We start from the raw sequence: 22,527 nt of genomic DNA on the forward strand, positions 1-22,527 counted from the left end.
CTTCATTTGTCCGTAGAATCTTCAACAGAACTTTGATATGATGAACAAGAAAATTTTATCTTTAGCATGAGGAAGTGTTGATCCATGAGTATCACGGTTAAAGACGTAGCCAAAAAAGCGGGAGTTGCTACCTCGACTGTTTCCCGCGTGATCAATGACCATTCCAGCATTTCTGAGGAGACTAAGAAAAAAGTCCGCAAAGTGATGAAAGAACTGGGGTACGTACCAAACATGACTGCCCGCAATCTTGGGAAACAAATTTCCAGTGCGATTGGCGTTATCTTGCCACCGTTGGATTCCAAAGAACGTTTAGGTAATCCCTTTTATTTGGAAACGATCGAAGCAGTCAACGAGGAAGCCAGCCGGTTTCAAATGTCGGTGGCGGTTGCTTCGGCACCTGATTTTGACACCCTTTTAGAAAACGTTAAACGGATGCACCAACAAAAACAAGTGGATGGCTTCATCCTTACCTATTCAGACAATCATGATCCGGTGATTGATTATTTGTTTAAAAACAGTATTCCCTTCACCTTGATTGGACAAGCCTACAAAAACGAGGAAAAAATCGTTTTTGTCGATAACGACAATCAACTGTTGGGAAAACAAGCCACCGAGCATTTGATTGAAAACGGGCATGAACGTATTTTATTCATCACCAATACCGTTCGGGAAAATCTTTATTTTGAACGCTATTTTGGTTACCAAAAAGCCTTGATGATTGCACAATTGCCAACCTTTCCAGCAGTCACTTTTGAAGAACCGGAAGATTATGTAGCGTTTGAAACCGTATTAAAGGAAACCAAAGCAACTGCACTAGTAGTCATTGATGATTTGTTTGCTGTGCGGGTCATGCAACTGGCAAATCTTTTCGGGTATCACGTTCCGGACGATCTTTCTCTTGTCAGCTTTAATAACTCGATCTTTTCTACATTGACTCATCCTTACCTCACCAGTATCGATGTGGATGTCACGCAATTGGGAAAGATGGCGACTCAAAAACTGATGGAACAAATCAATCAACAAGTTTCTTCCGGTATCCGAGTAATCGTTCCCCACAAATTGATCCGTAGAGAAACCGTATTGAACCTGAAAAAAATCTAAAAAATGCTCAGAGCTCGTTCATTTCGGGCTCTGAGCATTTTGTTTATTTCCCTGGTTCAGAAGCGATAATCGTTAGTTCGCCCTCTAGTTGCCATTGATCGATTCCTGTTGGTAAAAGACAACTAGTGCCTTTTTTCAATTCATACGATTTTCCATCAATAATCAAATGTCCATAGCCGTCAATAACTGTCATCAACGTATAAGGGGCTTGTGCCTCTAATTTAAGTTGACCAACCACTTGCCATTCATATACGTTGAAGAAATCTGTTTTCAGGTAAGTGACTACCGACGATTTTCCTTGTTTGACTTCGGTGATTGATAATTCAGGCTTGCGTGCTGGAACTGTTGTCACATCAATAGATTGTTGAATATGCAGTTCCCGCGTATTGCCCTGATCGTCTTTGCGGTCGTAGTCATATACCCGATAAGTCGTATCTGAACTTTGTTGAGTTTCTAAAATCATAATGCCTTTCCCAATTGCATGGATCGTTCCACTCGGTACATAATAGAAATCTCCTTTTTTCACAGGGACCCGTTTTAATAAATCATCCCAACGTCCATCATGAATCATTTCTGCTAATTCTTCCCGTGTTTTGGCATGGTGACCATACACAATTTCTGCACCGGGCTCCGCATCGATAATGTACCAGCATTCCGTTTTTCCTAATTCGCCTTCGTGGATTTTTCCGTAGGCATCATCAGGATGGACTTGTACTGATAAGTCATCTTCTGCATCTAAAATTTTAATCAGTAATGGGAAAACTGGTTCACTAGGATTGCCAAATAACTCTTTATTGGTTTGCCACAATTCATCCAATTTTTTTCCTTTAAATTTACCGTTTTCAATTACGCTGACTCCATGGGGATGGGCACTGATTGCCCAATCTTCGCCAATTTTATCGTTAGGAATGTCAAAACCGAAAACAGAACGCAGACGGCTGCCGCCCCAAATTTTTTCTTGGAAGACAGGTTTCATAAATAGTGGTTCCATCTTAACTCTCCTCATTCATTTTTTTGGTATAAAATTTTTAGATTTCATACGATTTTTCATTACGGTCATCTTTCTCTTGCTTTGATTTACAAAATTAGACAGAATGACCGCACTTTCCTTAGCCATTATATCATTTTTTCATTCAAGGAAACGTTCTTTTTGATAGACCGCCAGAATTTCGTCTCGGTGTTTGATATAGCCCGCCCGATCATCATTGGGGTGAATGCGATTGCTCAAAAAGATACACGCCTCCTGCCTTTGAGGATCAATTAACAAAAAAGTGCCAGTATAACCGGTATGAAACAAAGCTGATTGTTTGGATGCTATTTTTAGATCCCAACCGAATGAGCGTCCGCCTTTTCCATCAGGGGTTTGATCTTTTAGCAGCTGAATAATTGTTTTTTTTCGCAAAAAAGACTGCCCCGCTATCATTCCCCAATCAAGATACATCTGCACAAATTTTTCCAAATCCGCCAAATTCGTAAATAATCCGGCATTTCCGGCATGTTCTGCTAATATTCGCGCTTTCGGATCATGGGTGATTCCCCGCAAAACAGTGCCGTCTGCTTGCTGCTGGGTGGGAACGATTTTTTTCTTATCTGAAGGCAAAAAGCAACTTGCAGTCATTTTAAGCGGTGTTAAAACTTCTTCTTGAAAGATTTCTATCACCGGTTTTTGAAACAATTTTTCCAACATGAATCCTAGCAAAATCGTACCGGCATCCGTATAATTAACGACTTTCCCAATATTTTCGCCATTTTCCATTTTTAGATACGCTTGTCGCAACGCCTCTTTATTCAGCTGATCCCGATTTGGAATCCAGGTCTGGATATCCGCCGTATGGGTCAATAAATGACGCAACGTAATTTCCCGATTCAAAAATTCTGGCAAATAGGTATGCAGTGATTGATCAATCATGAGTTTTCCTTGTTCCCATAATTTGAGAACCACCGTGGTTGTACATACAACTTTAGTCAAGGAGGCAACATCAAACAGCAGAGATTCTTCCATTCCCTGAAACTCCGGAAGGATGGCGGCAGCGCCGTAAATTCCCATCTCTTTATTTTTCCCATGAATCAATTCATAGATGACCCCGGGATAAACACCTTGTTGCATTTTTTTCTGGATGATTTTTTGTGTTGCTGGATACATGGTGTACCTCCGAAATTGGTTTTCTTTTTTCTTCATACTTTGATTCTACGTGACTTTTCTACTAATGCAATGATAAAAGCTGACCAAATGATTCGCGTAGTCTTAAACGAATTATTTAATCAGCTTTTATCTAAACATTAAATCTATTTCTATTAACAAGAAAAAATTCGACCTACCTAATAGATGATATATCAATATTCCTTTTCTTAGTATTTAGAACCTAAGGAAAGGAATCTCCAGCGATAAGAGATGTATATATTATTTCATCCTCAGTTTGTTCACCTTTTATTAACTGTATTATTTTTTCCGCGGCTACCATCCCCCAGCGGTGTTTCGAATAAGAAACAGTTGCTAATCTAGGATGTATAAAAGAGCCAAGTTCAATATTATCAAAACCAATCAAACGAACATCCTTACCAACTATTTCTGGTCGTTGAAAAAAGAACTTATACACACCAATCGCCATTTCATCATTAAAACTAAAAATATCAACAGGAAGATTCGGATTTGTCGCCATAATTTGTTCAGCAGCCTGATATCCTGAAGGTTCTGTAAAATCACCTGTGATTACTTCATATTCAATACCATAGCGCTGCAACTCTTTAACACTAGCCTGATAACGTTCTGTACTGTCATAACCCTCCGGACCAGTTATTAAATAAACTTTCCGACTGCCCGATTCCACAATTTTGTTTATAGCTAGCGTAGCTCCTCCAATATTGTCCAACAACACTTTGCAGATCGATTCTCGATTGATTTCACGATCCAACACTACTATCGGATGACCACGATCCGCCAATCTATCTATTTCTTTTGACTTAAAAGTCCAGTCTAAGACAATTGCACCATCGATCATTCGTTCCGGTATGAAAAGATGAGATCTCTGACCACTACAAACAATCATTTCATAGTCATAATTTGCTAGTCCTTTTTTTATTCCATCTAACAATTCACCGTAAAAACTACCACCATAGTCCGCTAAATAGACGCCAACGATATTTGTTTGCTGTTTTTTTAACGTCCTCGCTGCCATGTTGGGAACATAGTTCATTTCGCGGGCAATTTTCTCAATTCTTTTACGAGTCTGTTCAGTTACTTTAGGACTTCCATTCAATGCATACGAAACTGTTGAGATGGATACACCTGCAGCCTTCGCGATTTCCTTTATTCCCACCATGCCAATCATCCCTTATCCTTAGTATGTTTCTAGCAGAAGATTTCTATTTTGTTCTCATCCATATCCATTAATTTATTTTCTAAAAGAGACTTATCAATTGCAAGTGCACCATCTCTATATGGATTAGCCCCCAAATGGCTAGATAATATTTCCCCGTTTACTAACACTTTTCGTTCATTTCTCCCTAAGTAGAAATGTATTGTAACGGGTTTATCTCCTAATTGATAGGTCATCCTTAATCCATCCAATTTTACTGGCAATACAGGATCAAAAAGATAGTGATCAGCATCCGAACGAATACCCAAAATATTTGTAATCAATTGATTTAAATAAATTCCCGGTCCACTGGAATAGATTCGCCAACCACCTTTTACCTCTACAGTACCCTCTTTAAGTCTATCAAAGTTTTCTTGTGCTTCATAGCGAGTCTTGAAATCCCCATCTGAACTTGAGAAATAGACATTAGACTGACGTAACGTTGCATTAGCAACTCTAGTTTGGATCAAAATTGGATTAACAATCTCTAAAGCTCGCAATGCTTCATCTTTTTTGCCTAATTTTGCCATAGCTTCAGCAAATCGTATATGGGCATGAACATATTGCAATCCAATCTCTCGACCAAAGTTTGCCGCTTGTTCAGCTCTCTTAAAATACGTACTTACCCCACCTTGATAATTAGCAGGTCGATTCATCAATCGTACGCCATCTGGAAATTGAAGATTTTCTTTAATAACAGCCAAATGACTTTCAGCTTGTTCAGGTGTCAATAATTCCGCAATCATGCTACGGGTCATTGGTAATAAACGATAGCTGATTCCTGTTTTTTTATCAGTGGGATGAATGATAAACTCTATCTGATCGTCTTCTTTTAGGATAAATCCTGGCAATACTTCCCCTGAAAGAATATAGGTTTCATAATCTTTCTTTATTGAAGCAGTCAAAGCTGAAAGGTGCACAGCATAAGTAGGGTCTGTTGTCTTTAAAACCTCTGCTAACTTTCCAATCACTTGGTAAGTTAACGCTACTGTCCAACTACTAGCCATTTGTTTTTTCAAATATGGATCATTCGGTTGAAGTGTATCATCCCAATCGCCATCCCCATAGCAGGAGAGATAAGTTCCTTCCAGAAAATTACTTTCGATATAGTCTATTTCTTTTTTCAAATGTTCAAACAAAGTATATTTTTCTTTCGTTTTTTTATAGCTTTTTCGTTCTGTATAAGCAATTCTTTTATCCAAGATACTCAAATCGTCAGTTTTCCCTAGATAATCTGCTACAATTTTCATTGGCCAAACGATTACGTCTCCATGACTTTCATTCGCTTTTTGATGTTCATATCGATCAAACATAAACCATTGTGGCCAATTGCCATCGTCCAAGAATTGGTTTGCATAAACTTTCTCGATAATATCTGCCACAATTTCAGGTCTATCGAGAGCTAAGAAAAATTCTGTTGGACCTTGTGATACATCACGGGTTCCCCAAGCAGCCCCGCCATATTGTTCTAATCCATGTGGTGATAGATAATGAACTAACATATTATGAGTATACCAACGAGCTAATATATTTATGCTATCTACTTCTTGATTGGGATGACTTAAATGAAAATTACGCAATAAATCATTCACGAATGTATAGTAACAACTATCCTCATCGAACTTGTTTGTCACATGTTCTTCAAAAGCCATACCCGTCAAAGATCCTTGAATCAATATATCCATCTCTTTTACTGATCTGAATAGAATTCCCAGTAACTCCGGCGTCACCGTATCTATCCCTAAGATACTCTCATCAGTCAATGTGTATTCTTGATTCATTTTAAAGTAGTAAGTCAAATCAGGATATTCTTGATGAATAGCAGATTTATCTGTCGCCGTTATTTTTAGAATTCCATCTTGATTATCAATCGTATAGCTAGGAATTTCATCCCCACTCATCAATAAATGATTTGTTACTAGCACATCATACACTTGTCCTGACTGACTTCTTAAACTTGTACGTATTTCTCTACCATTAGTAATAGTATACGTTTCGATAATTATCAAGTCATTTTGTAATTTATAATACCATGTTGCTGAATTAAGCCCCATTTCAAAAATAGAAGGTAATCCTAACAAATGCCATTTGTCTGCCAATTTCAAATATATACGTTGACCAGACCGTTTCATTGCATTCAACGCATTGCGACTATTGCTCATTAACTTATTCATTGAAGTGTTCCCTAAAACAATTTGAGAATTAAACAGACCATGCATGTAAACGGTCGTACTCATCAATGGGTTGTCCACCGATAGATCTGTTCCACTAAGCAAAATATGTCCATGAGATCGTTCCATCAACAGTTCTTTTTCTTGGAGAACGACATGATGATCATTTTTTGTGTAGAAAGAAAGCAACTGATTATTTTGAACTTCTTCCATTAAACGATTAGGAAAAAGTGCATCGATCTCTGTTTCATCTAAAGTTTCTCCTGACAGTATTTCTCCTAATGCATTACTCTTTTTATTCACTTCATCTTTCACTATTACCTTCATCAGTGATAATGGAGTAGAGGAATAAGTTTCACTTATCTTTGAGGCAGCTATCAATGGAGACAAAACCGCTTCAGTATGATTTTCTACAAAATAACCATAAAAGATAAATTGTTGGCTTTCTGTTAAGTTAATCATTTTTGACTGTAACGCAATATAAGCAAATTCATACTGATATACTTCATTAGGTAATTTTTTCATTGATAGTGCTTTTGGTATTCCACTGCGAACATAATCTTTTGTAAAAAATTGATAACCGTCTGTAGAGTAAGCAACAATTTCTCCTAATCCACCCATTTGAATCGTTGGATATAAACCATCTTGTGGTTGATTTTGGCGCGAAACTACCTTATACCCCTGTTCGTCTTCAAAAACTGAGTGATTATTGTACTGTGATACATAGGCTTCATTAGCATGAACCGTATTCTTAGATGCATTTCCCACATCTTGACCATAGATTAAGTCAACATTCTCCCCAGCACCTTCTAGATCAACTTTCCAGAACCAAGAGCCTTGGTGCCCTAAACTAAAACTTACTTGATAAACGATCCCCTCAAAATGACCCGACCACACCAAACAATTCTCTAATTTATGAAAGTAACTTGAGCTATTCGTACCAATCAAAGGTGTACTTGTGATGCCGTCTGTTGTATGAATTCGCAAATATATTTGATTCAAACTTCCATCTAGCTGATTGCCATTTAATTGATTCAACATAATATCATTCATTGATAATTCAAAGAGATCACCAGAAGGCAAAAACGTCGCTGTTAAATCTCCCTGAGTTAGATTCACCGTGTTCATACTTGAAACCACTCATTTCTTATTTAGTCAAAATCATTTCAGTAATTAATAAATCTCTGCTGTTCGCTCCCAACATTAACTGGAATCGTCCTGCGTCACTCGTAAAACTTTGATTACTATGGGTATATCGTAATAAATCTTCTGTGATAATGAATTCCACTTTTTGACTCTCTCCAGGTGAAAGAAAAACTTTCTTGAATCCTTTCAGTTCCTTTACGGGGCGAGCCACTTCGCCTATGAGATCCCGGATATATAGCTGAACTGTCTCAGTACCCGCTATCAATGAGTTATTTGTTACAGTAATCGATACAGTAAGTGACTCATCAATAGTCATACTTTCTTTATCACTTGAAAGTCCACTATAAGTAAATTTACTATAACTTAAACCAAATCCAAATGGATATTTTGGATAATTACTAACATCAAGATATTTAGAAACATATTTTTCGTTCGGCGCTGATTCATAAGGACGACCTGTATTATCCTGGTTATAATAAATCGGTACTTGTCCAACTGACTCAGGAAAAGACATTGATAAGCGTCCTGACGGATTAATGCGTCCTTCTAAAATATTTCTTATGGCATTTCCACTTTCCGTTCCTGGAAACCAAGCTTCTAAAATTGCCTTTGCACCGTCAATTTCTCGTAAATCTAATGGTCGCCCATTAAATAATGTTACAATTACATTTTCATTTACCAAAAGAATTTTTTTAAGAAAATCAATCTGCGACTGTGGTAATCGAATATCCGAACGACTCGCCGCTTCACCGCTCATCCAGTCTGTTTCACCTAAAGCTACAATGACCTTGTCTGCCTGTTTAGCAAGATTTGTCGCTTCCTCGATTGCTTCTTCTGAAGGACTAAAGTAGTCAAATTCAGTTTTTCCAATTAGTACACCACTTCGACTTTCAAATGCGTCTGCTAACGATACTGCCTCATCTTTTTTGCCTTGCCACGACCACGCACCTAAAACATCTTTAGATAACACTCCCGGTCCAACCAAAGCAATAGTTTCAGCAGTTTCCAGAGGCAATACAGCTTCATTCTTCAAAATAACGATAGCTTTTTCTGCTATTTGACGAGCGCTTTCACGATGTTCACTAGATAAAATCACAGTTTTTTCGGCTTCTTCGTCTGCTCCACGATATGGATTTTCAAATAATCCCAAATCATTTTTTAGCTCTAAAATCCGTAAGACTGCCTCGTCCACCAATCCTTCATCTACTCGCCCTTCTTCAATCAATTCACTAAGATAAGTTGTGTAGCAAGAAGTCATCATTTCGATATCTACACCAGCCGAAATTGCTAGATAAGCAGCTTCTTTTTCATTTTCTGCCACACCGTGAGCAATCATTTCTTTCACTGCTCCCCAATCAGAAATGACCACACCGTTAAATCCAAAATCTTCTCGTAAAACTTTTCGATACAACCATTTATTTCCCGTTGCGGGAATACCGTCTACAGTGTTAAAGGATGTCATTACCAATTTTGCTCCTGCCTCTAAAGCAGCTCGATAACCAGGTAAATAAGATTCTCGTAATTGCCGTTCTGACATATTTACTGTATTGTAGTCGCGTCCGCCAATTGCTGCTCCGTATGCAGCAAAATGCTTCACACATGCAGCAATACGGGTAAAATCGTTTGTTAAATTTTCTCCTTGATATCCACGAACAAAAGCTTCTGCAAAGCGACTATTAAGATAAGGATCTTCACCCGTGGATTCCATTACCCTTCCCCAACGCGGATCACGAACCAAATCCACCATCGGAGAAAAAGTTACATGTAATCCCGATACCGCAGCTTCTTTTGCCGAAACTTTTGCCATCTCTTGAGCTGCTTCTAAATCCCATGTCGCTCCTAATGCCAACGGGATTGGAAATATTGTGCGAAACCCATGAACGATATCTGCCATTAGCAAAACTGGAATCTTCAATCGATTGTTGGCAATATAATCCTTTTGTACTCGAATCGCTTCTTTTGCACCAGAAATTCCTAATGTAGAGCCTGCATTTCGAATATTATTTTCATTTAATCCTAAATCACTCATCGGACCAGTTTTTTCTTCTGCTTCAGTAGAATAAAAAGCAGCCATTAATTGCAATAATTGATCAATTTTCTCACTTCGAGTCATTTGTGTTAGTAAATTCGTAAGTTTTATTTTTTCCAATATAATCACCTATTCATTTTATAATCATTTCAAGCGGAAAGTGATCAGATGGAAAACGTTGATCACAAGAATCCGTCAAAACCGCAGTTCCTGTAACAGAGAAATCTTTCAGGTAAATATAGTCAATTTCTTCTGCTGTAGCCCACAAAAAATTGTAGTTAAAATTCTGGAAAGTAATATCCGGTCCATAATGATAACCTTGATTAATCTTTTTTCCATTGATCAACCATTTTTGAATTTCTGTGTGGACTCTTTCTTCTGGCCACGCATTCAAATCACCCATTAAAATTGTAGGATATTCTAAAATTTTTTGTTCTAATTGTTTTAAAATAACTTTCATACCTATTGTTCTAGCACTCTCAGAAATGTTATCCAGATGCGTATTAATAACTAGTATTTCTTGGTTTCTAGCGATCTCTTTTACCAGTAGCCAAACTGCCACGCGCGCATATCCTGCCTCAGGATGAATACTGGGAACATCTGGTGTTTCAGAAAGCCAAAAAAAGCCATGATCTATTAACTGAAATTGATTTTTCTTAAAAAAAACGGCAACTCCCTCACCATACCCGTCTCCGTCTCTTTCAGCAGATATGCAATCATAGCCAGATAATTGACATAAATCCTTTAGTTGATTAGGCCGAACTTCTTGAACACCAAAAAGATCCCAATCATGATAACGGATCAAGTTTATTACATAGTCCTTGCGAAAAGACCATTGCCAACTACCATCGTAATCTGTATCTACACGCACATTATAGGTAGCAATCTTCATCGTACCCGCCCCCATTTTACTTGATTTGCTTAACAATTCTCATTTCCTCCATAAGCCGCCTTCTCTCACCGCCCTCATGACCCTTTCCCCAAAAAACGGTTAGTTCTTTAGGACTAGATATCTGGTGGTAAGTAACAAAAAAATCCTTCATTGGGCAAATCGGATCATCACTGGCTACTGAGATATACACCGGATTATGTATATTTTTGGCATAATATTGAGTATCGAAGTGTTTCAATGCTGTTAGTACCTGCTTTGTATTCAACGGGTTCTCATTCAAATATTCCTTTACTACGCCATATGATCCTGTACCTTCGGTGATACGCTGTGCAATATTAGAATGACTAGGCACATTTGCAAATGTTGCTAAAATTTTGCGCTGACAAATGCCATTTACTAATAGTGCAAGTCCTCCTCCTTGTGAATTTCCGTGTAGAATAATTCTATTTTGATCCAACTGAGATAATTCATCTATAACATCGAAAAGGCGTATCTGATCTGCCACTATACGTCTCATATAGCTATCCTTTGCCATTAAAAGTCCGCGTCCCATGGGTGTTAAATTGTTTACAGTAAGATATGGAACTGAATCAATAGTTTTTCCACCTTGATCTCGATTATCAATCACTAGGCAACCGCAACCACAATCTAGCCAATGAGAAAAATCACTTGGTTTTTGAATATGTGTCATATAACCTATAATATCTAAAACAACTGGAAATTTTCCTTGTCCGTCCGGTACTAGAAGCACGCCATAAATCTTTTCTCCATATAAACTTTGAAATGAAATAGAAAAAGCTTTTCCTTTTTCTATTTGTGGATCTTTTATTGGAATCACTTCCAAGTTTAATGGTAACCGCCTTAACTCATCAAAAGTTTCTTCCCAGAAAAAATTACTTTCCATCATTATCCACCAACACCTTATTAAAAAATATCGTTTGTAACCAACCGCTCAATCCAAAACCGACTATGACACAAAGCCATAGATTGATCTTACCCAAAATAAGAAGAACCAATACTGGAACTACTAATAAAACAATACCGTGAGCTGTACTGGATAATAAAATGTAGGCTGTTTCCCTCAGAGTTTTTTTAAAGGTAAATGGAAAACGAGCAAAGACAATGATAAAAATTGTTTCATAAAGTACAATTAGTGTCATTACTATTACCGCAAGAAATCCTAAAGTAGGCAGGTTTTCCATTAACAGGTAAACAGATCCAATTCCACCACCGATAATACAGATAAGAGTAATCGTCAGCATAAATCCTTTCTTCAAAGCATTTATAAGTTCAGTAAAATAAGTTTTTACAATCGAACCTTCTTGATGTTTCGTTAATTTATCAATTGTTTGGTAGAAAGCAATCAATGATGGGCCTGTTAAAATAACGGTCATAGCTGACATCAGAAACAGGATGTTGACAATAATCAGGTTCGCCAAAAAACTAAATATTCGATAATACCAGCCATCAAAAGAAAATATCTTTTCAATCATGATAAGTAAACGGGGAATAGCTGCTTGAATTGTCCGCTACTCCCCTGCCGTCCTTTCTCTTAGAATGAATTATTCCAGTTTTTCACGATTTTCCGCCATTTTTTCTGATTTTATTTCTTTAATTTCATCCCACTTATTATTCTTTAAAAAATCTTCAAAGGTATCTAAGGTTGAATCAAACGCATTCTCATCTTTCGCACGAATCAATGAAATAACCGTACTGTTCAATTTTGTTTCAATAGCTTCATTTGAACGTGCCTCTTGTGTTCCTTGGTCTGGATTAATATTCTCAATGACAAAATGAGGATATAGCTTACCTTCACCCCATTTTTGAATCTGAGTCAATGATGATTCTGTTTTTGCTTTTAACGCATTAGCTCGATCATTATTGAAATAATTAAACCGACTAATTCCATATTTTTTATTATAGGCATCGTTATCAGTTTTTTCTAATTCGTTAACTTCAGACAAATACTCAATTTTGCCATCAGAATTATAATCATAAGTAACACCTTCAACACCAAACTTCGTTAAGATTTGACCAGGTTCATCAATTAAATAAGTAAACAACTGGGTTACCTTTGCTGGATCTTCTGCATCTTTTGTAATGTAGTTACTTAGCCACCCAGAAATACCCGTTTGGTTCATCGTTGCATCACGACCGGAAGTACTTGAAGGGCCATCAATAGCAATATAACGAGTACCTGAGTTCTTGGTGAAATCGTTGAAGTTACCTCCTTGTCCGCTCGTACCAGCAACCAAAACTGTTGCATATTGTCCATCTTTTACTTTCTCATCATAGGTTGGTCCATCATCGGTAAAGCTATCATCAGAAATGTTTCCATCACGATATACTTCATTTAACGTTTTCAACCATGCGATATATTCTTCGTCCAGATTACGATCATAATAGTTACCATCTTTATCTTCTAATGGTACACCTAGGAAATCTTGCAATTTATCAGTGAATGGACCTGCTGTGTCACCTACAGTGGTAAATCCCATTGGGACTAAATCAGGATATTTTTCACTAATGTCCTTCATTGCTTTAACAAAATTTTCTGGTGTTGAAAGATCAGGCTTCCCTAACGCTTCATACACATCTTCACGAATCACAAAGTTATCATTGACCGGAATATTTCCGCTTTCATAATCAGCCGCAGTGTTAGAATAGTTCGGATAGCCATATGTTTTCCCATCATCCAGAGAATACCATTTGAATGTATCCTCAGTTACTGCTTTCATCAAGTATGGATCATATTTTTCTGCTAAATCATTTAAAGAATAAGCCCAACTATCAGCTTTTAAAGCAGCCTGACCAGTTTTATTAGTCAATGTTACGATATCCGGCAGATCTCCACCCGAAATCATTGCATTTAATTTAGAATCATCTCCAGAAATAAACTCAATGTCAATGTTCAAATCTTTTTTTATTTGTGCCGTAGTGACATCTTCACCAAAAGGCAGAGCCGTCCAATCTGAATTGATGTACCACGTAATTTTTGTAGTTTCTTTTTTTGTATCCAACTTCCAAGCAGGTGTAGTATCATCTAGTTTGTATCGATCTTTAATCGATACCTCTTTAGCTTCACTCTTATCATTATTTTTGCTGCTACCACATGCTGCTAATCCTAGTATTGCTGCTGCCAATAAAGTACCTGTGAACAACTTTTTCATTTTTTTAACCTCTTTCTTTTATTCTTTAACAGCACCGGCCATCATTCCGCCGATGAAATGTTTTTGAAGTAACGGATAGATAATCAAAATAGGAACGGTAGTGATTACAATTGTAGCCAACTGCACCCCACGGGTTGTTGCTTGCACTACGACATCAGTACTACCGCTCTCAGTCATCGTGCTAAGATTCGATTGAACGATAATTTCATAAATCTTCATTTGAAGTGGATAAAGAGCTTCTTTGGTAATATACAATTTTGTTGTCATAAAATCGTTCCATTGTCCTACCCCGTTAAACAAAATAATAGTGGCCAATGCCGGTTTTGTCAGCGGTAAAAAAATCTTAGTGAATATGGTGAATTCACTTGCTCCATCAATTTTTGCAGACTCTTCCAAAGACGCGGGAATTTCTCTAAAGAAGTTCATGAGAATAACTGTGTCGTAATAACTGAATAACGCTGGGATAATATATACCCAAAATGTATCTAGCAAACCTAAAGATTTAATTAGTAAATATGTTGGAATCATCCCTCCACCAAAGTACATGGTTATTACCCCTAATGTGGTGTAGAAGCTTCGGCCAATAAGGCGAGATTTACTAAGCCCATAAGCCACTAGCGCACAAAAAAATGTATGAGTGGCTGCACCAATAACCGTTTTTAAAATTGATATTCCAAATGCTCTTGGAATGCTAGCGTCAGATAAGACTTTTTTATAGTTTTCCAAAGTAAACTGCTTTGGCCATAAAACTAAATTACTCTGTCCTAAACCAGAATTTGCTGAAAAAGAAGAAACTAAGATATTCCAGATAGGTACGATAATCACGAGGGAAAAGACGATGAGGATCAGCGTATTAAAAAAGTAAAACCATTTATTTTCTTGTGAATGTCGTTTAATCATGATTTTTCCTCCTACAAAATGACCGATTTTCCATTATTCAAACTACGGGTTACTCGATCGGTAATCACCAGTAAAATCACAGAAATCACGGAAATTCCTAATCCGACTGCAGTCGCATATGAGAAATCACCTTGCGCAAGACCCATACGATAAACAAATGAATTGATTACTTCAGATTTACCTTGGTTCTGCGAGTTCATCAATACTAAAGTTTGATCAAGATTCGACCCCAAAATTCCACTGACATTTAGAATTAAATTCAATGATATAATTGGAGTCAACAAAGGTAATGTAATTTTTCTAATCTGCATCATCTTAGTAGCACCATCAATTCGTGCCGCTTCATAGAAAGTTGGATCAATTCGAGACATACCTGCCAAATAAAGAATCGTTCCCCAGCCAACTTCTTTCCACAAGTCGGATAAAACGGCAATCCACCAATACTTATCCGGATCTAACAAATGATTGACACCTTTATCCATAATCCCGGTAAACATCATTAATTGATTTAAAAAACCGTTTGAGGATAACCATGAAATCAGCATTCCACCTAAAACAATCCACGAGAAAAAATGGGGAATGTAAGAAATCGTTTGAATTGCTTTTTTCAAATGACCATCTTTCATTTCAAATATCATAATGGCTAGAATAATAGGAATACCAAACCCTAAACCCAATTTTAGTAAACTAATTCCCAGTGTATTTCTGACTGCTTCCCAGAAAAATGAATCTTCTAGAATAATTTTAAAGTTTTCTAAACCAACCCATGGAGCAGAGGACATAGTATCGATAATCGTATAGTTTTTAAAAGCAATGATAATTCCATAAATTGGGATATAGTTGAAAACAATCATAAATGCCACACCAGGTAGAACCATCCAATGGAGCTGGCGTTGTTTCCAAATTTTTGACAATCTCTTCATAAAGCTGCTCCTCTCCTATAACCAACTTTTATTTTACAAACTCCTTTCAATTAGTGAAACGTTTCTACAAATGATTATAATCACTTGTATCTGTAAATGCAAGCCCTTTCAGATAAAAAGATTCATCTTTTTGATCCGACGGTTTAAAAACCTATAATAACGGCATTTAAGGGTGGGGCGCACGTTTTAAAACTGTTTTTTATCCAGTAAATAAAAAATTTTCAAATGATTTAAAACTAAAAATTCGTCGAAACGTTTTTATTTATGCTATTTTCTTTTGTATTTAATCGGTAAATGATAAAAGAAGCTTTGCAAACTTCAACAATATTTTTGAGCATTCTTTAATTTTCGATTAATCACCTAACGAAACAGCTCTTTTATAAGACAACATTTTCCCAAGGAGATACGAATGTACAAAACTAAATGCAATACCAATCACAATGGATTTCCATCCATAAACAAAGAAGCCAAAAGCAAGAACAATAAAATTAATTGTGCGTATTCCATTTGCAATACTAAAATTCGGATTGTGTTTGTTTATAACCAGAGCTATAACGTCCATTCCAACTGTTGAAGCATTGGCAGAAATACAACAATAATAACCTAGCGCGATAACAAAGGAAGCAAAAATGAAATCAACGATAATATTTACCGAAAAATTTAGTGGAGATAAATAAAAAAGAGAAAAAAATAAATTATAGCAAATACTACTCAAGATAGATTTAAAAAAATTCTCTTTTCCCAAAAAAAGGAGACATACGCATAGTAAAATCAGGGTAAACCCATTTGTAAGCCATAAAATGGGGATTCCAGATGCCTTTTCGAAAATCATTGCTAGGCTCGTAACACCTCCATTGATAATATTATTAGGTTTCATCCATTTTGCATAAGCTAATCCTAAAAAGACATTTCCTAAGATTATCTTTGCGATACCTTTAAAATCACTAGCTTTAGCATGCTCATTCCACTTAAAAATATTTGATTGTTCAGACAAAGAAATTACCTCTCTCCTATAGAATGTGTTCCCAAAAGATTAATATTGAAGCCGTTCTGTAAATTCAACTGCTAGATGGCTGCCCCCCCCTCCTTCGATTTTGAGACAACTTTTATTTTTCCATCAAATTCTATGGATTTTTTGAGCTCAGCACTAAATTTAATATGTTGAATGTATCATTTCTTAGATGCAATTACAATGATGCCCTTGTTTGAATTTGCTTTTAACATATCGAGTACTCATTCTATAAAGTATTCTTAATTGAGAGTCTTTTTTTGCCATCTGTTCCACGAATGTTCTCTCCCTACGGAATAAATAAAGCATTTCCCATAATCTATTGGTGACCGTTTAAAAAAAATGTTTGTAGATGCCTTAAATGACTCCGGCACTCTACAAACATTTAGCTTTTCTAAAACTTATAGTGAATTGACTCTTTGTATCTATCGAATAGCTCTTGATTCAATTGATCCCCACCATCTAAATTGGCGGAGTAAAAGATTGGCGGATATTTAATTCCTGATTCTACCATTCTTTTGCAGACTTCAACGATGATTGAATTCAAGATCGCCGCTCCTACTACAGTCGATGTAGGTCCGACCTTCTGTTGAATTCCATAAATCTCACAGCCGGCATCGCCAAGGTCACCATGATTATCAATGATTACATCGGAAATCTCGAATAGCCGTTTTCCTGAAGAATGTCTGCTAGTAACCGATTGTGAATATTCTACATTTGTCAGACAAATGATTTTTACTTTCTTTTTCTTCGCAGCTAACGCCAAATCAATAATAATTGGGTTTCGACCAGAGACTGAGTGAAGTATTAACACATCATTTTCTTTAAAGTCGACAGTAGCTGCCAAAGAAGTTCCATAGCCTTCCAACCGCTCCATTTTGCTAGTAAAAGTGATAGGTGACCGGTCCAGCATCACTTCTCGACCAAAAATAGGATTAATCGTCATCATTCCGCCTGCACGATAAAACATTTCTTCCGTCAATATTCCAGCGTGACTCGCACCAAACATATATACTGAGTGGTTATTTAGATTTGCAAAAGTTAGTAGTTTAATAGCTTTTTGGATATTCTCATTTTCTTTTTCTTCGACAATTTTTAATAAATGATGAACTTTTTCAAAATATTGTAACATTTTATAATCCTCCAAACAAACTACCTATTCCTCGACCGATGATTCCCCATAAAGACAGATCATTTCCACCGAAAATCAGAATCCAGTTTTGGATTGTCGAACTGAATATTGCAGCAGAGATTCCAACTAAAGCCACCATCGCAATCGATGCGACTGCCGTACCAATGACGGCTCCTCGGAAACCACCCTGTCCTTCTCCAATAACAGCTGCTCCGCCACACTCAAAGAAACTGGTTATTACTAACGGCACAATCAAAACTCCAAAAATATTAAAGGTATTGGCTATGATAACAAGTACAGTAGAAGTTATCATTGCAACAATAAAACCGATAATTACTGCATTAGGTCGATAGTTGAATAAAATAGGAACATCAAATGCAGGTTTTGCTCCGGGAACCACTTTTTCAGCAATTCCTTGAAAGGCTGGAATAATTTGATTAATCAGCAACCGTACCCCATATAACATAATTAATAATCCTGCACCAAAATTCAGCCCTGCCTCAATTGCAAACATTACTATGTTGCCGCCTTCCGGAATTAAAACTGGGGCAATAATCCCTACAACAACATTCATTAGAAACATTACGATCGCACCGGTAATAGAAATCTCTCTAAAAAAAGATAAATTTTCAGGAACATTGATATCTTCCGTTGATTTTTCTTTATTCCCCACTCTTTTAGCTACGAATCCTGATATTAAAGATAAAATTCCAGTTGGATGACCAATTAAAAATGAATCATCTCCGGTAGCATCCCAAACATATTTACGCATAATCCAAGGCATAAATGACCAATAACAAGCTGACAATACCGCACTAATTATAATTAATAGCGTTCCTCTCATCCCCGCCTCAACACCGGCTGCTACAAAGACAAACGGAAACCACCAAAGCATATGACCAGTTAAAAAGATTGTTTTTACTGGCGTAAATCTAGCAATCAGCAAGTGGATTACTAATCCCAAAAACATTGCTAAACCAACAGTTCCGCCATATTCAGCAGTAAAGGTCACATCTGACAAACCTTCAGAAACTTGGACCCCTAATTCTGTTTGAACCGCTGTATTAATGGGTGCAATCGTTCCAACTAACATGTTGACTCCAGCAGTCAACGCAACCATACCAAAAGCAGCAGTTAACGAGCCTTTTATGATTTCAGAAATAGGCTTTCTTTGAACAATCAATCCAATCATTGCAATTATTCCTAATAATACTGGTGGATTTTTAAGAATATGTTCTGTAATAAAGTTCATATCATTCTCCTCTTTCCTCTAAATATTTTTCCATTTGTTTTCTTACCTCTGCAATGTCCATATATTTCTTCACTGGATAAACCGGTGCTTTTACAGATTTTTTTAAATCTGCTAACAGTTCATTACTCGTGAAGTACACATCCGCTGGTGTCGCCTTTGCCGATGAAAGATCCGTATTTTCGACAGTTGCTTTAAGCCCCAATTCCTTCACCACTTTATCAAGTGTCATTTTTAAAACCATAGAACTTCCTACACCAAATCCACATACAGCTAAAATTTTCATTATCATTTCCTCCTATTGAAATAATTGAACAATCTGTTCTTTTTTCCCATTTAAAATAGTTTGATACTTTTTGTTATCCATAAAAACAGCCATTATATCCTGAAGACTATTCAGATGACTCTGATTATCCTTGGCAGCTAAAATTAAAAAGATTTTGACCGGTTTACCTTCTAAATCGGTTTCTTCTTCCGTTACCAAAAGGCTTATGCTTTGCTGATTTACTCCTTCGCCAGCCTTTGCATGCATTAATGCAAAATAATCAGTCAATACCATGTATGGACCATTTTTAGCAACACTGGCAATCATATTATTTACATATAATGGCATAATTAATCCTTCATCTAACAATGGCTGACTGGCGATTTTCACGGCCTCTTTCCAATCCTTAACACTTGTTACAGTTTGGATATGACTCTCCGGCAATAATTTTTTTATTTCATTCATTTTTTCGCCTCCAACATTTTTGAAATAAACCATTCTTTATCTTCAATTCCATGCATAACTAGCTTCATCACTGATTCAACCTCTTTTGCATCCTCTTCACGAATCATCAGCAACACGATGACGTCAACTTTTTGATTCATCCAAGCAATCGAATTGTCCAAAATCAATATTGAAATCGATGTTTCTTCAACAAATTCTGGATTGCCGTGAGGAATCGCAAAACCATTATCAAGATAAGTTGACTGCAAAACTTCTCTTTCAAAAACCGAATGAGTAAAATTATTTTTTATACGCTCACTAGAAAATTCCTGTTTATCGATTAGAAATCGTATTGCTTCTTCCTTCTCAGAAAAATTATCAAAAAAAATATTCTTGGAAATAAATTTTTGGGTATCTTTTGAAATCTCTCTTAACTCTAATTTCTTTTGTTCATTATTTATTACTAAATCGATATAATAATTCATGATTTTCTTCATATCTCTTGAGGTAACCATTGGTGAAATACGAACAACAGGTCTACGATTCTCTGGTATATCAACGGTCGAAATAATAAAATCAACTTCCGAAAGATCCATAGCTCGTAATTTACTGATTGATGCTGTTTCGATACTGTTTATATCAGGTAAAATACGTCTAATTTTTGCAGACACAAAAGAACTAGTTCCTACACCATTAGGACAAACAAATAAAATTTTGTTCATTTTTTTTATTCGCTCAACGGCTGCTTGAAAGTGGATAGTAACAAATCCAATTTCATCCTCAGATAAACTTATCTGATAAGGCTTACAAAAATCATTCAGCGCAAACCAAGTGACTCCGTATAGAGCAGGATAGCTTTGTTTAATTTCATTTATCAATGGATTTACAATCGTTGTTTGTGCTTCAATCCTTAAAATCAATTGATACAAGTGAACAAGCAAATCTTCCTCTAAACGACTATCTTGTGTTAAGTCTACCTGGATTCCTTCACTGATTTTTTGGACCAAATTCCGAATCTTCCCTCTAAAAGAGAACGGAATATTTTCTTTTTTCATAAAAAAATTCAAGCCACTGCCAACAATCAAATAAGTAAGATACTGTACTTCATTTGAAGAAAACTTATAGATTCCCTGATCTTCCAACTTTTTCAACAGTTCGTAAACAACTGGATATTTGTTAAACTCCAGAAAAAATTTTCCATGTTGATTTTTTTCTTCTAATTGAATATAATGCCCTTCTTTTGAACGTTGAACGATTAATGCTATAGAAATAACGATATTTTGAATATAACTTTCAGGAATTTCTATTTTCTTCTCCTCAATAGCTTTTCTGAATCCATTTGAAATTTTTGTTAGTAGTGTGTTACTTACTACTAAATCAGTGCTTTTACCATTCTTTAACTGGTCTGTTACCATTCGTTTTAGTATCTTTTGTGCTTGAATCTCATTTCCGTTGAAATATGTTCCAGAATTATCAAAACTCAAGCTTAAGCTATCTTTAGCTAACAACTCTTTAATAAATGATAAATCTGCTGCAATACTACTTCTTGAAACTAAATATTCTTCAGAAAGCTGCTGATAACTTAAATGTTCAAAACTAACAAGTCGTAGCAAAATAATAATTTTCCGACTCTTGCTGTCAACATAATCTTTTTTTGTCATTCCATCACCTTCTATATATACTTTAGTCTTTATTCTATTTATCAGGAAGTACAAAAAAACCATTAGATATTAATGAGATACTCTGAACACCTTGATGAATAATGAATTAACACTAATTATACATTTATAAATAACGTTATTGAATTTTTTAAAAAAGGAACATTCCGTTTATTTCAATCTTTTATTACACATTGTAAAAAAAATTCCTTTTATGTAACAATCTTTATCCATTTGTGATGAAACGTCATCTTGTTTTTACCAATGAAATATAAATGCGTGTTAAAGTAGCTCTTGTACCTGAGAAACACACAATCCGCTTAGTGAACTCGGCCTAAGCACAGATGGAGGAATTTTTTATGAAATTAGGAAAAACAGTACTTTTTGGCGGCTTGCTTGCTGCAGGTCTAGGCTTTTCTTTTGGTTCAAATGCAGATGCGGCTGAAGTATATACCGTGCAAAGTGGTGATACGCTTTTTTCTATCTCTCAAGCATTCGTTGGAGATGACAGCTTAATCGACACTCTAGTTGCTGACAACGAAATCGCTGATCGCAATTTGATTTATGTTGGTCAACAATTAACAATCGATACTGAGGGAACAGTTACAACTGCACCTGCAGAAGTTGCTGAAACAACTGAAACAGCACAAGAATCAACTGAACCTGCTTACCAAGCGGAAGCAACACAAAGTACCGAACAAGCAGACACAACAGAGACGACATCGACCGCAACAACTTCTTCTGCAAAAGAATGGATCGCGCAAAAAGAATCTAGTGGTTCTTATACTGCACAAAATGGCAGATACTACGGTCGTTACCAATTAGACTCTTCTTACTTAAATGGTGACTACTCTGCTGCAAACCAAGAAAAAGTCGCAGACAACTATGTAGCTGAACGTTATGGCTCTTGGGAAGCTGCTCAATCCTTCTGGTTAGCAAACGGCTGGTATTAAGCCGACTAAATAAAAAAACAGGTTGGCTCTCACGAGTCAACCTGTTTTTTTTGGTTCTATAATATTTAGTGTTGTTACTCAAATCGAGTAAGGACACTAAATATTTTTTTATAACAAAAAGCATTTGGT

Annotated in this window: 19 protein-coding genes; 2 read left to right on the forward strand and 17 right to left on the reverse strand. The window is 36.3% G+C overall.

All coding sequences use genetic code 11. From position 1 onward, the window contains the following. The first annotated feature begins 84 nt into the window (after window positions 1-84). A complete protein-coding gene (locus FFM66_RS06430; protein ID WP_048603891.1) occupies window positions 85-1,101 on the forward strand; it encodes a LacI family DNA-binding transcriptional regulator in 1,017 nt (338 codons plus the stop codon). Between the two features lie 43 nt (window positions 1,102-1,144). Here the strand turns inward: FFM66_RS06430 and manA are convergent, their stop codons facing one another. The 17 genes from manA to FFM66_RS06515 all read right to left on the reverse strand — a co-directional run bounded on the left by manA (window position 1,145) and on the right by FFM66_RS06515 (window position 21,448). After that, window positions 1,145-2,092, reverse strand: a complete 948-nt coding sequence (gene manA / locus FFM66_RS06435) for a mannose-6-phosphate isomerase, class I (protein WP_048603890.1) — start codon at window positions 2,090-2,092, stop codon at window positions 1,145-1,147. A gap of 138 nt (window positions 2,093-2,230) precedes the next feature. Further along, window positions 2,231-3,244, reverse strand: a complete 1,014-nt coding sequence (locus tag FFM66_RS06440; RefSeq protein ID WP_137605373.1) for a serine hydrolase domain-containing protein — start codon at window positions 3,242-3,244, stop codon at window positions 2,231-2,233. A gap of 220 nt (window positions 3,245-3,464) precedes the next feature. Next, window positions 3,465-4,421, reverse strand: a complete 957-nt coding sequence (locus FFM66_RS06445; RefSeq protein WP_137605391.1) for a LacI family DNA-binding transcriptional regulator — start codon at window positions 4,419-4,421, stop codon at window positions 3,465-3,467. A 29-nt stretch (window positions 4,422-4,450) separates the two neighbouring features. Continuing rightward, the gene (locus FFM66_RS06450; protein ID WP_137605374.1) at window positions 4,451-7,756 is read right to left on the reverse strand and encodes a GH36-type glycosyl hydrolase domain-containing protein; all 3,306 of its coding nucleotides are present in this window, start codon (window positions 7,754-7,756) and stop codon (window positions 4,451-4,453) included. Window positions 7,757-7,775: 19 nt separating this feature from the next. Then, entirely contained in the window at window positions 7,776-9,923 is a 2,148-nt protein-coding gene (locus FFM66_RS06455; RefSeq protein WP_137605375.1) for a glycoside hydrolase family 3 N-terminal domain-containing protein, read from the reverse strand. A 13-nt stretch (window positions 9,924-9,936) separates the two neighbouring features. Beyond that, entirely contained in the window at window positions 9,937-10,695 is a 759-nt protein-coding gene (locus FFM66_RS06460) for an endonuclease/exonuclease/phosphatase family protein (RefSeq protein ID WP_137605392.1), read from the reverse strand. 16 nt (window positions 10,696-10,711) lie between these two features. Next, window positions 10,712-11,599 (reverse strand): acetylxylan esterase, encoded by an 888-nt coding sequence (locus FFM66_RS06465; RefSeq protein WP_171000809.1) that lies wholly within the window; start codon window positions 11,597-11,599, stop codon window positions 10,712-10,714. Continuing rightward, complete coding sequence (locus tag FFM66_RS06470; protein WP_137605377.1) at window positions 11,589-12,188, reverse strand: DUF624 domain-containing protein; 600 nt, start codon at window positions 12,186-12,188, stop codon at window positions 11,589-11,591. Before FFM66_RS06470 ends, FFM66_RS06465 begins: the two co-directional genes overlap by 11 nt. A gap of 69 nt (window positions 12,189-12,257) precedes the next feature. Further along, window positions 12,258-13,865, reverse strand: a complete 1,608-nt coding sequence (locus tag FFM66_RS06475) for a type 2 periplasmic-binding domain-containing protein (RefSeq protein ID WP_137605378.1) — start codon at window positions 13,863-13,865, stop codon at window positions 12,258-12,260. Between the two features lie 18 nt (window positions 13,866-13,883). Further along, window positions 13,884-14,765 carry a carbohydrate ABC transporter permease gene (locus FFM66_RS06480; protein WP_137605379.1) on the reverse strand — a complete coding sequence of 294 codons (882 nt, stop codon included), beginning with the start codon at window positions 14,763-14,765 and terminating at the stop codon, window positions 13,884-13,886. An 11-nt stretch (window positions 14,766-14,776) separates the two neighbouring features. Continuing rightward, complete coding sequence (locus FFM66_RS06485) at window positions 14,777-15,688, reverse strand: ABC transporter permease (RefSeq protein WP_137605380.1); 912 nt, start codon at window positions 15,686-15,688, stop codon at window positions 14,777-14,779. 352 nt (window positions 15,689-16,040) lie between these two features. Beyond that, window positions 16,041-16,682, reverse strand: a complete 642-nt coding sequence (locus tag FFM66_RS06490; RefSeq protein WP_246038426.1) for a YitT family protein — start codon at window positions 16,680-16,682, stop codon at window positions 16,041-16,043. A 409-nt stretch (window positions 16,683-17,091) separates the two neighbouring features. Then, entirely contained in the window at window positions 17,092-17,829 is a 738-nt protein-coding gene (locus FFM66_RS06495; protein ID WP_137605381.1) for an SIS domain-containing protein, read from the reverse strand. Between the two features lies 1 nt (window position 17,830). Further along, on the reverse strand, window positions 17,831-19,081 hold the full coding sequence (ulaA, locus tag FFM66_RS06500; protein ID WP_137605382.1) for a PTS ascorbate transporter subunit IIC: 1,251 nt from the start codon (window positions 19,079-19,081) through the stop codon (window positions 17,831-17,833). A gap of 1 nt (window position 19,082) precedes the next feature. Next, on the reverse strand, window positions 19,083-19,364 hold the full coding sequence (locus FFM66_RS06505) for a PTS sugar transporter subunit IIB (protein ID WP_137605383.1): 282 nt from the start codon (window positions 19,362-19,364) through the stop codon (window positions 19,083-19,085). A gap of 12 nt (window positions 19,365-19,376) precedes the next feature. Beyond that, window positions 19,377-19,808, reverse strand: a complete 432-nt coding sequence (locus tag FFM66_RS06510) for a PTS sugar transporter subunit IIA (RefSeq protein WP_137605384.1) — start codon at window positions 19,806-19,808, stop codon at window positions 19,377-19,379. Next, on the reverse strand, window positions 19,805-21,448 hold the full coding sequence (locus tag FFM66_RS06515) for a BglG family transcription antiterminator (protein WP_137605385.1): 1,644 nt from the start codon (window positions 21,446-21,448) through the stop codon (window positions 19,805-19,807). Before FFM66_RS06515 ends, FFM66_RS06510 begins: the two co-directional genes overlap by 4 nt. A 356-nt stretch (window positions 21,449-21,804) precedes the next feature. Between FFM66_RS06515 and apf the strand changes: the two genes are divergently transcribed. Then, window positions 21,805-22,398 carry an aggregation-promoting factor gene (gene apf / locus FFM66_RS06520; RefSeq protein ID WP_137605386.1) on the forward strand — a complete coding sequence of 198 codons (594 nt, stop codon included), beginning with the start codon at window positions 21,805-21,807 and terminating at the stop codon, window positions 22,396-22,398. Window positions 22,399-22,527 lie beyond the last annotated feature (129 nt).

This window comes from Enterococcus songbeiensis (genome assembly GCF_005405265.1).
GTDB classification, from domain to species: Bacteria; Bacillota; Bacilli; order Lactobacillales; family Enterococcaceae; genus Enterococcus_C; species Enterococcus_C songbeiensis.

Excerpts from the sequence above, each read along its gene's own strand:
- FFM66_RS06505 (WP_137605383.1), bottom strand. The coding sequence starts at position 19,364 with ATGAAAATTTTAGCTGTATGTGGATTTGGTGTAGGAAGTTCTATGGTT.
- FFM66_RS06495 (WP_137605381.1), bottom strand. The coding sequence starts at position 17,829 with ATGTTACAATATTTTGAAAAAGTTCATCATTTATTAAAAATTGTCGAA.
- FFM66_RS06450 (WP_137605374.1), bottom strand. The coding sequence starts at position 7,756 with ATGAACACGGTGAATCTAACTCAGGGAGATTTAACAGCGACGTTTTTG.
- FFM66_RS06445 (WP_137605391.1), bottom strand. The coding sequence starts at position 4,421 with ATGGTGGGAATAAAGGAAATCGCGAAGGCTGCAGGTGTATCCATCTCA.
- FFM66_RS06515 (WP_137605385.1), bottom strand. The coding sequence starts at position 21,448 with ATGACAAAAAAAGATTATGTTGACAGCAAGAGTCGGAAAATTATTATT.
- FFM66_RS06460 (WP_137605392.1), bottom strand. The coding sequence starts at position 10,695 with ATGAAGATTGCTACCTATAATGTGCGTGTAGATACAGATTACGATGGT.
- FFM66_RS06470 (WP_137605377.1), bottom strand. The coding sequence starts at position 12,188 with ATGATTGAAAAGATATTTTCTTTTGATGGCTGGTATTATCGAATATTT.
- FFM66_RS06480 (WP_137605379.1), bottom strand. The coding sequence starts at position 14,765 with ATGATTAAACGACATTCACAAGAAAATAAATGGTTTTACTTTTTTAAT.
- ulaA (WP_137605382.1), bottom strand. The coding sequence starts at position 19,081 with ATGAACTTTATTACAGAACATATTCTTAAAAATCCACCAGTATTATTA.
- FFM66_RS06510 (WP_137605384.1), bottom strand. The coding sequence starts at position 19,808 with ATGAATGAAATAAAAAAATTATTGCCGGAGAGTCATATCCAAACTGTA.
- FFM66_RS06475 (WP_137605378.1), bottom strand. The coding sequence starts at position 13,865 with ATGAAAAAGTTGTTCACAGGTACTTTATTGGCAGCAGCAATACTAGGA.
- apf (WP_137605386.1), top strand. The coding sequence starts at position 21,805 with ATGAAATTAGGAAAAACAGTACTTTTTGGCGGCTTGCTTGCTGCAGGT.
- FFM66_RS06440 (WP_137605373.1), bottom strand. The coding sequence starts at position 3,244 with ATGTATCCAGCAACACAAAAAATCATCCAGAAAAAAATGCAACAAGGT.
- manA (WP_048603890.1), bottom strand. The coding sequence starts at position 2,092 with ATGGAACCACTATTTATGAAACCTGTCTTCCAAGAAAAAATTTGGGGC.
- FFM66_RS06485 (WP_137605380.1), bottom strand. The coding sequence starts at position 15,688 with ATGAAGAGATTGTCAAAAATTTGGAAACAACGCCAGCTCCATTGGATG.
- FFM66_RS06430 (WP_048603891.1), top strand. The coding sequence starts at position 85 with ATGAGTATCACGGTTAAAGACGTAGCCAAAAAAGCGGGAGTTGCTACC.
- FFM66_RS06465 (WP_171000809.1), bottom strand. The coding sequence starts at position 11,599 with ATGGAAAGTAATTTTTTCTGGGAAGAAACTTTTGATGAGTTAAGGCGG.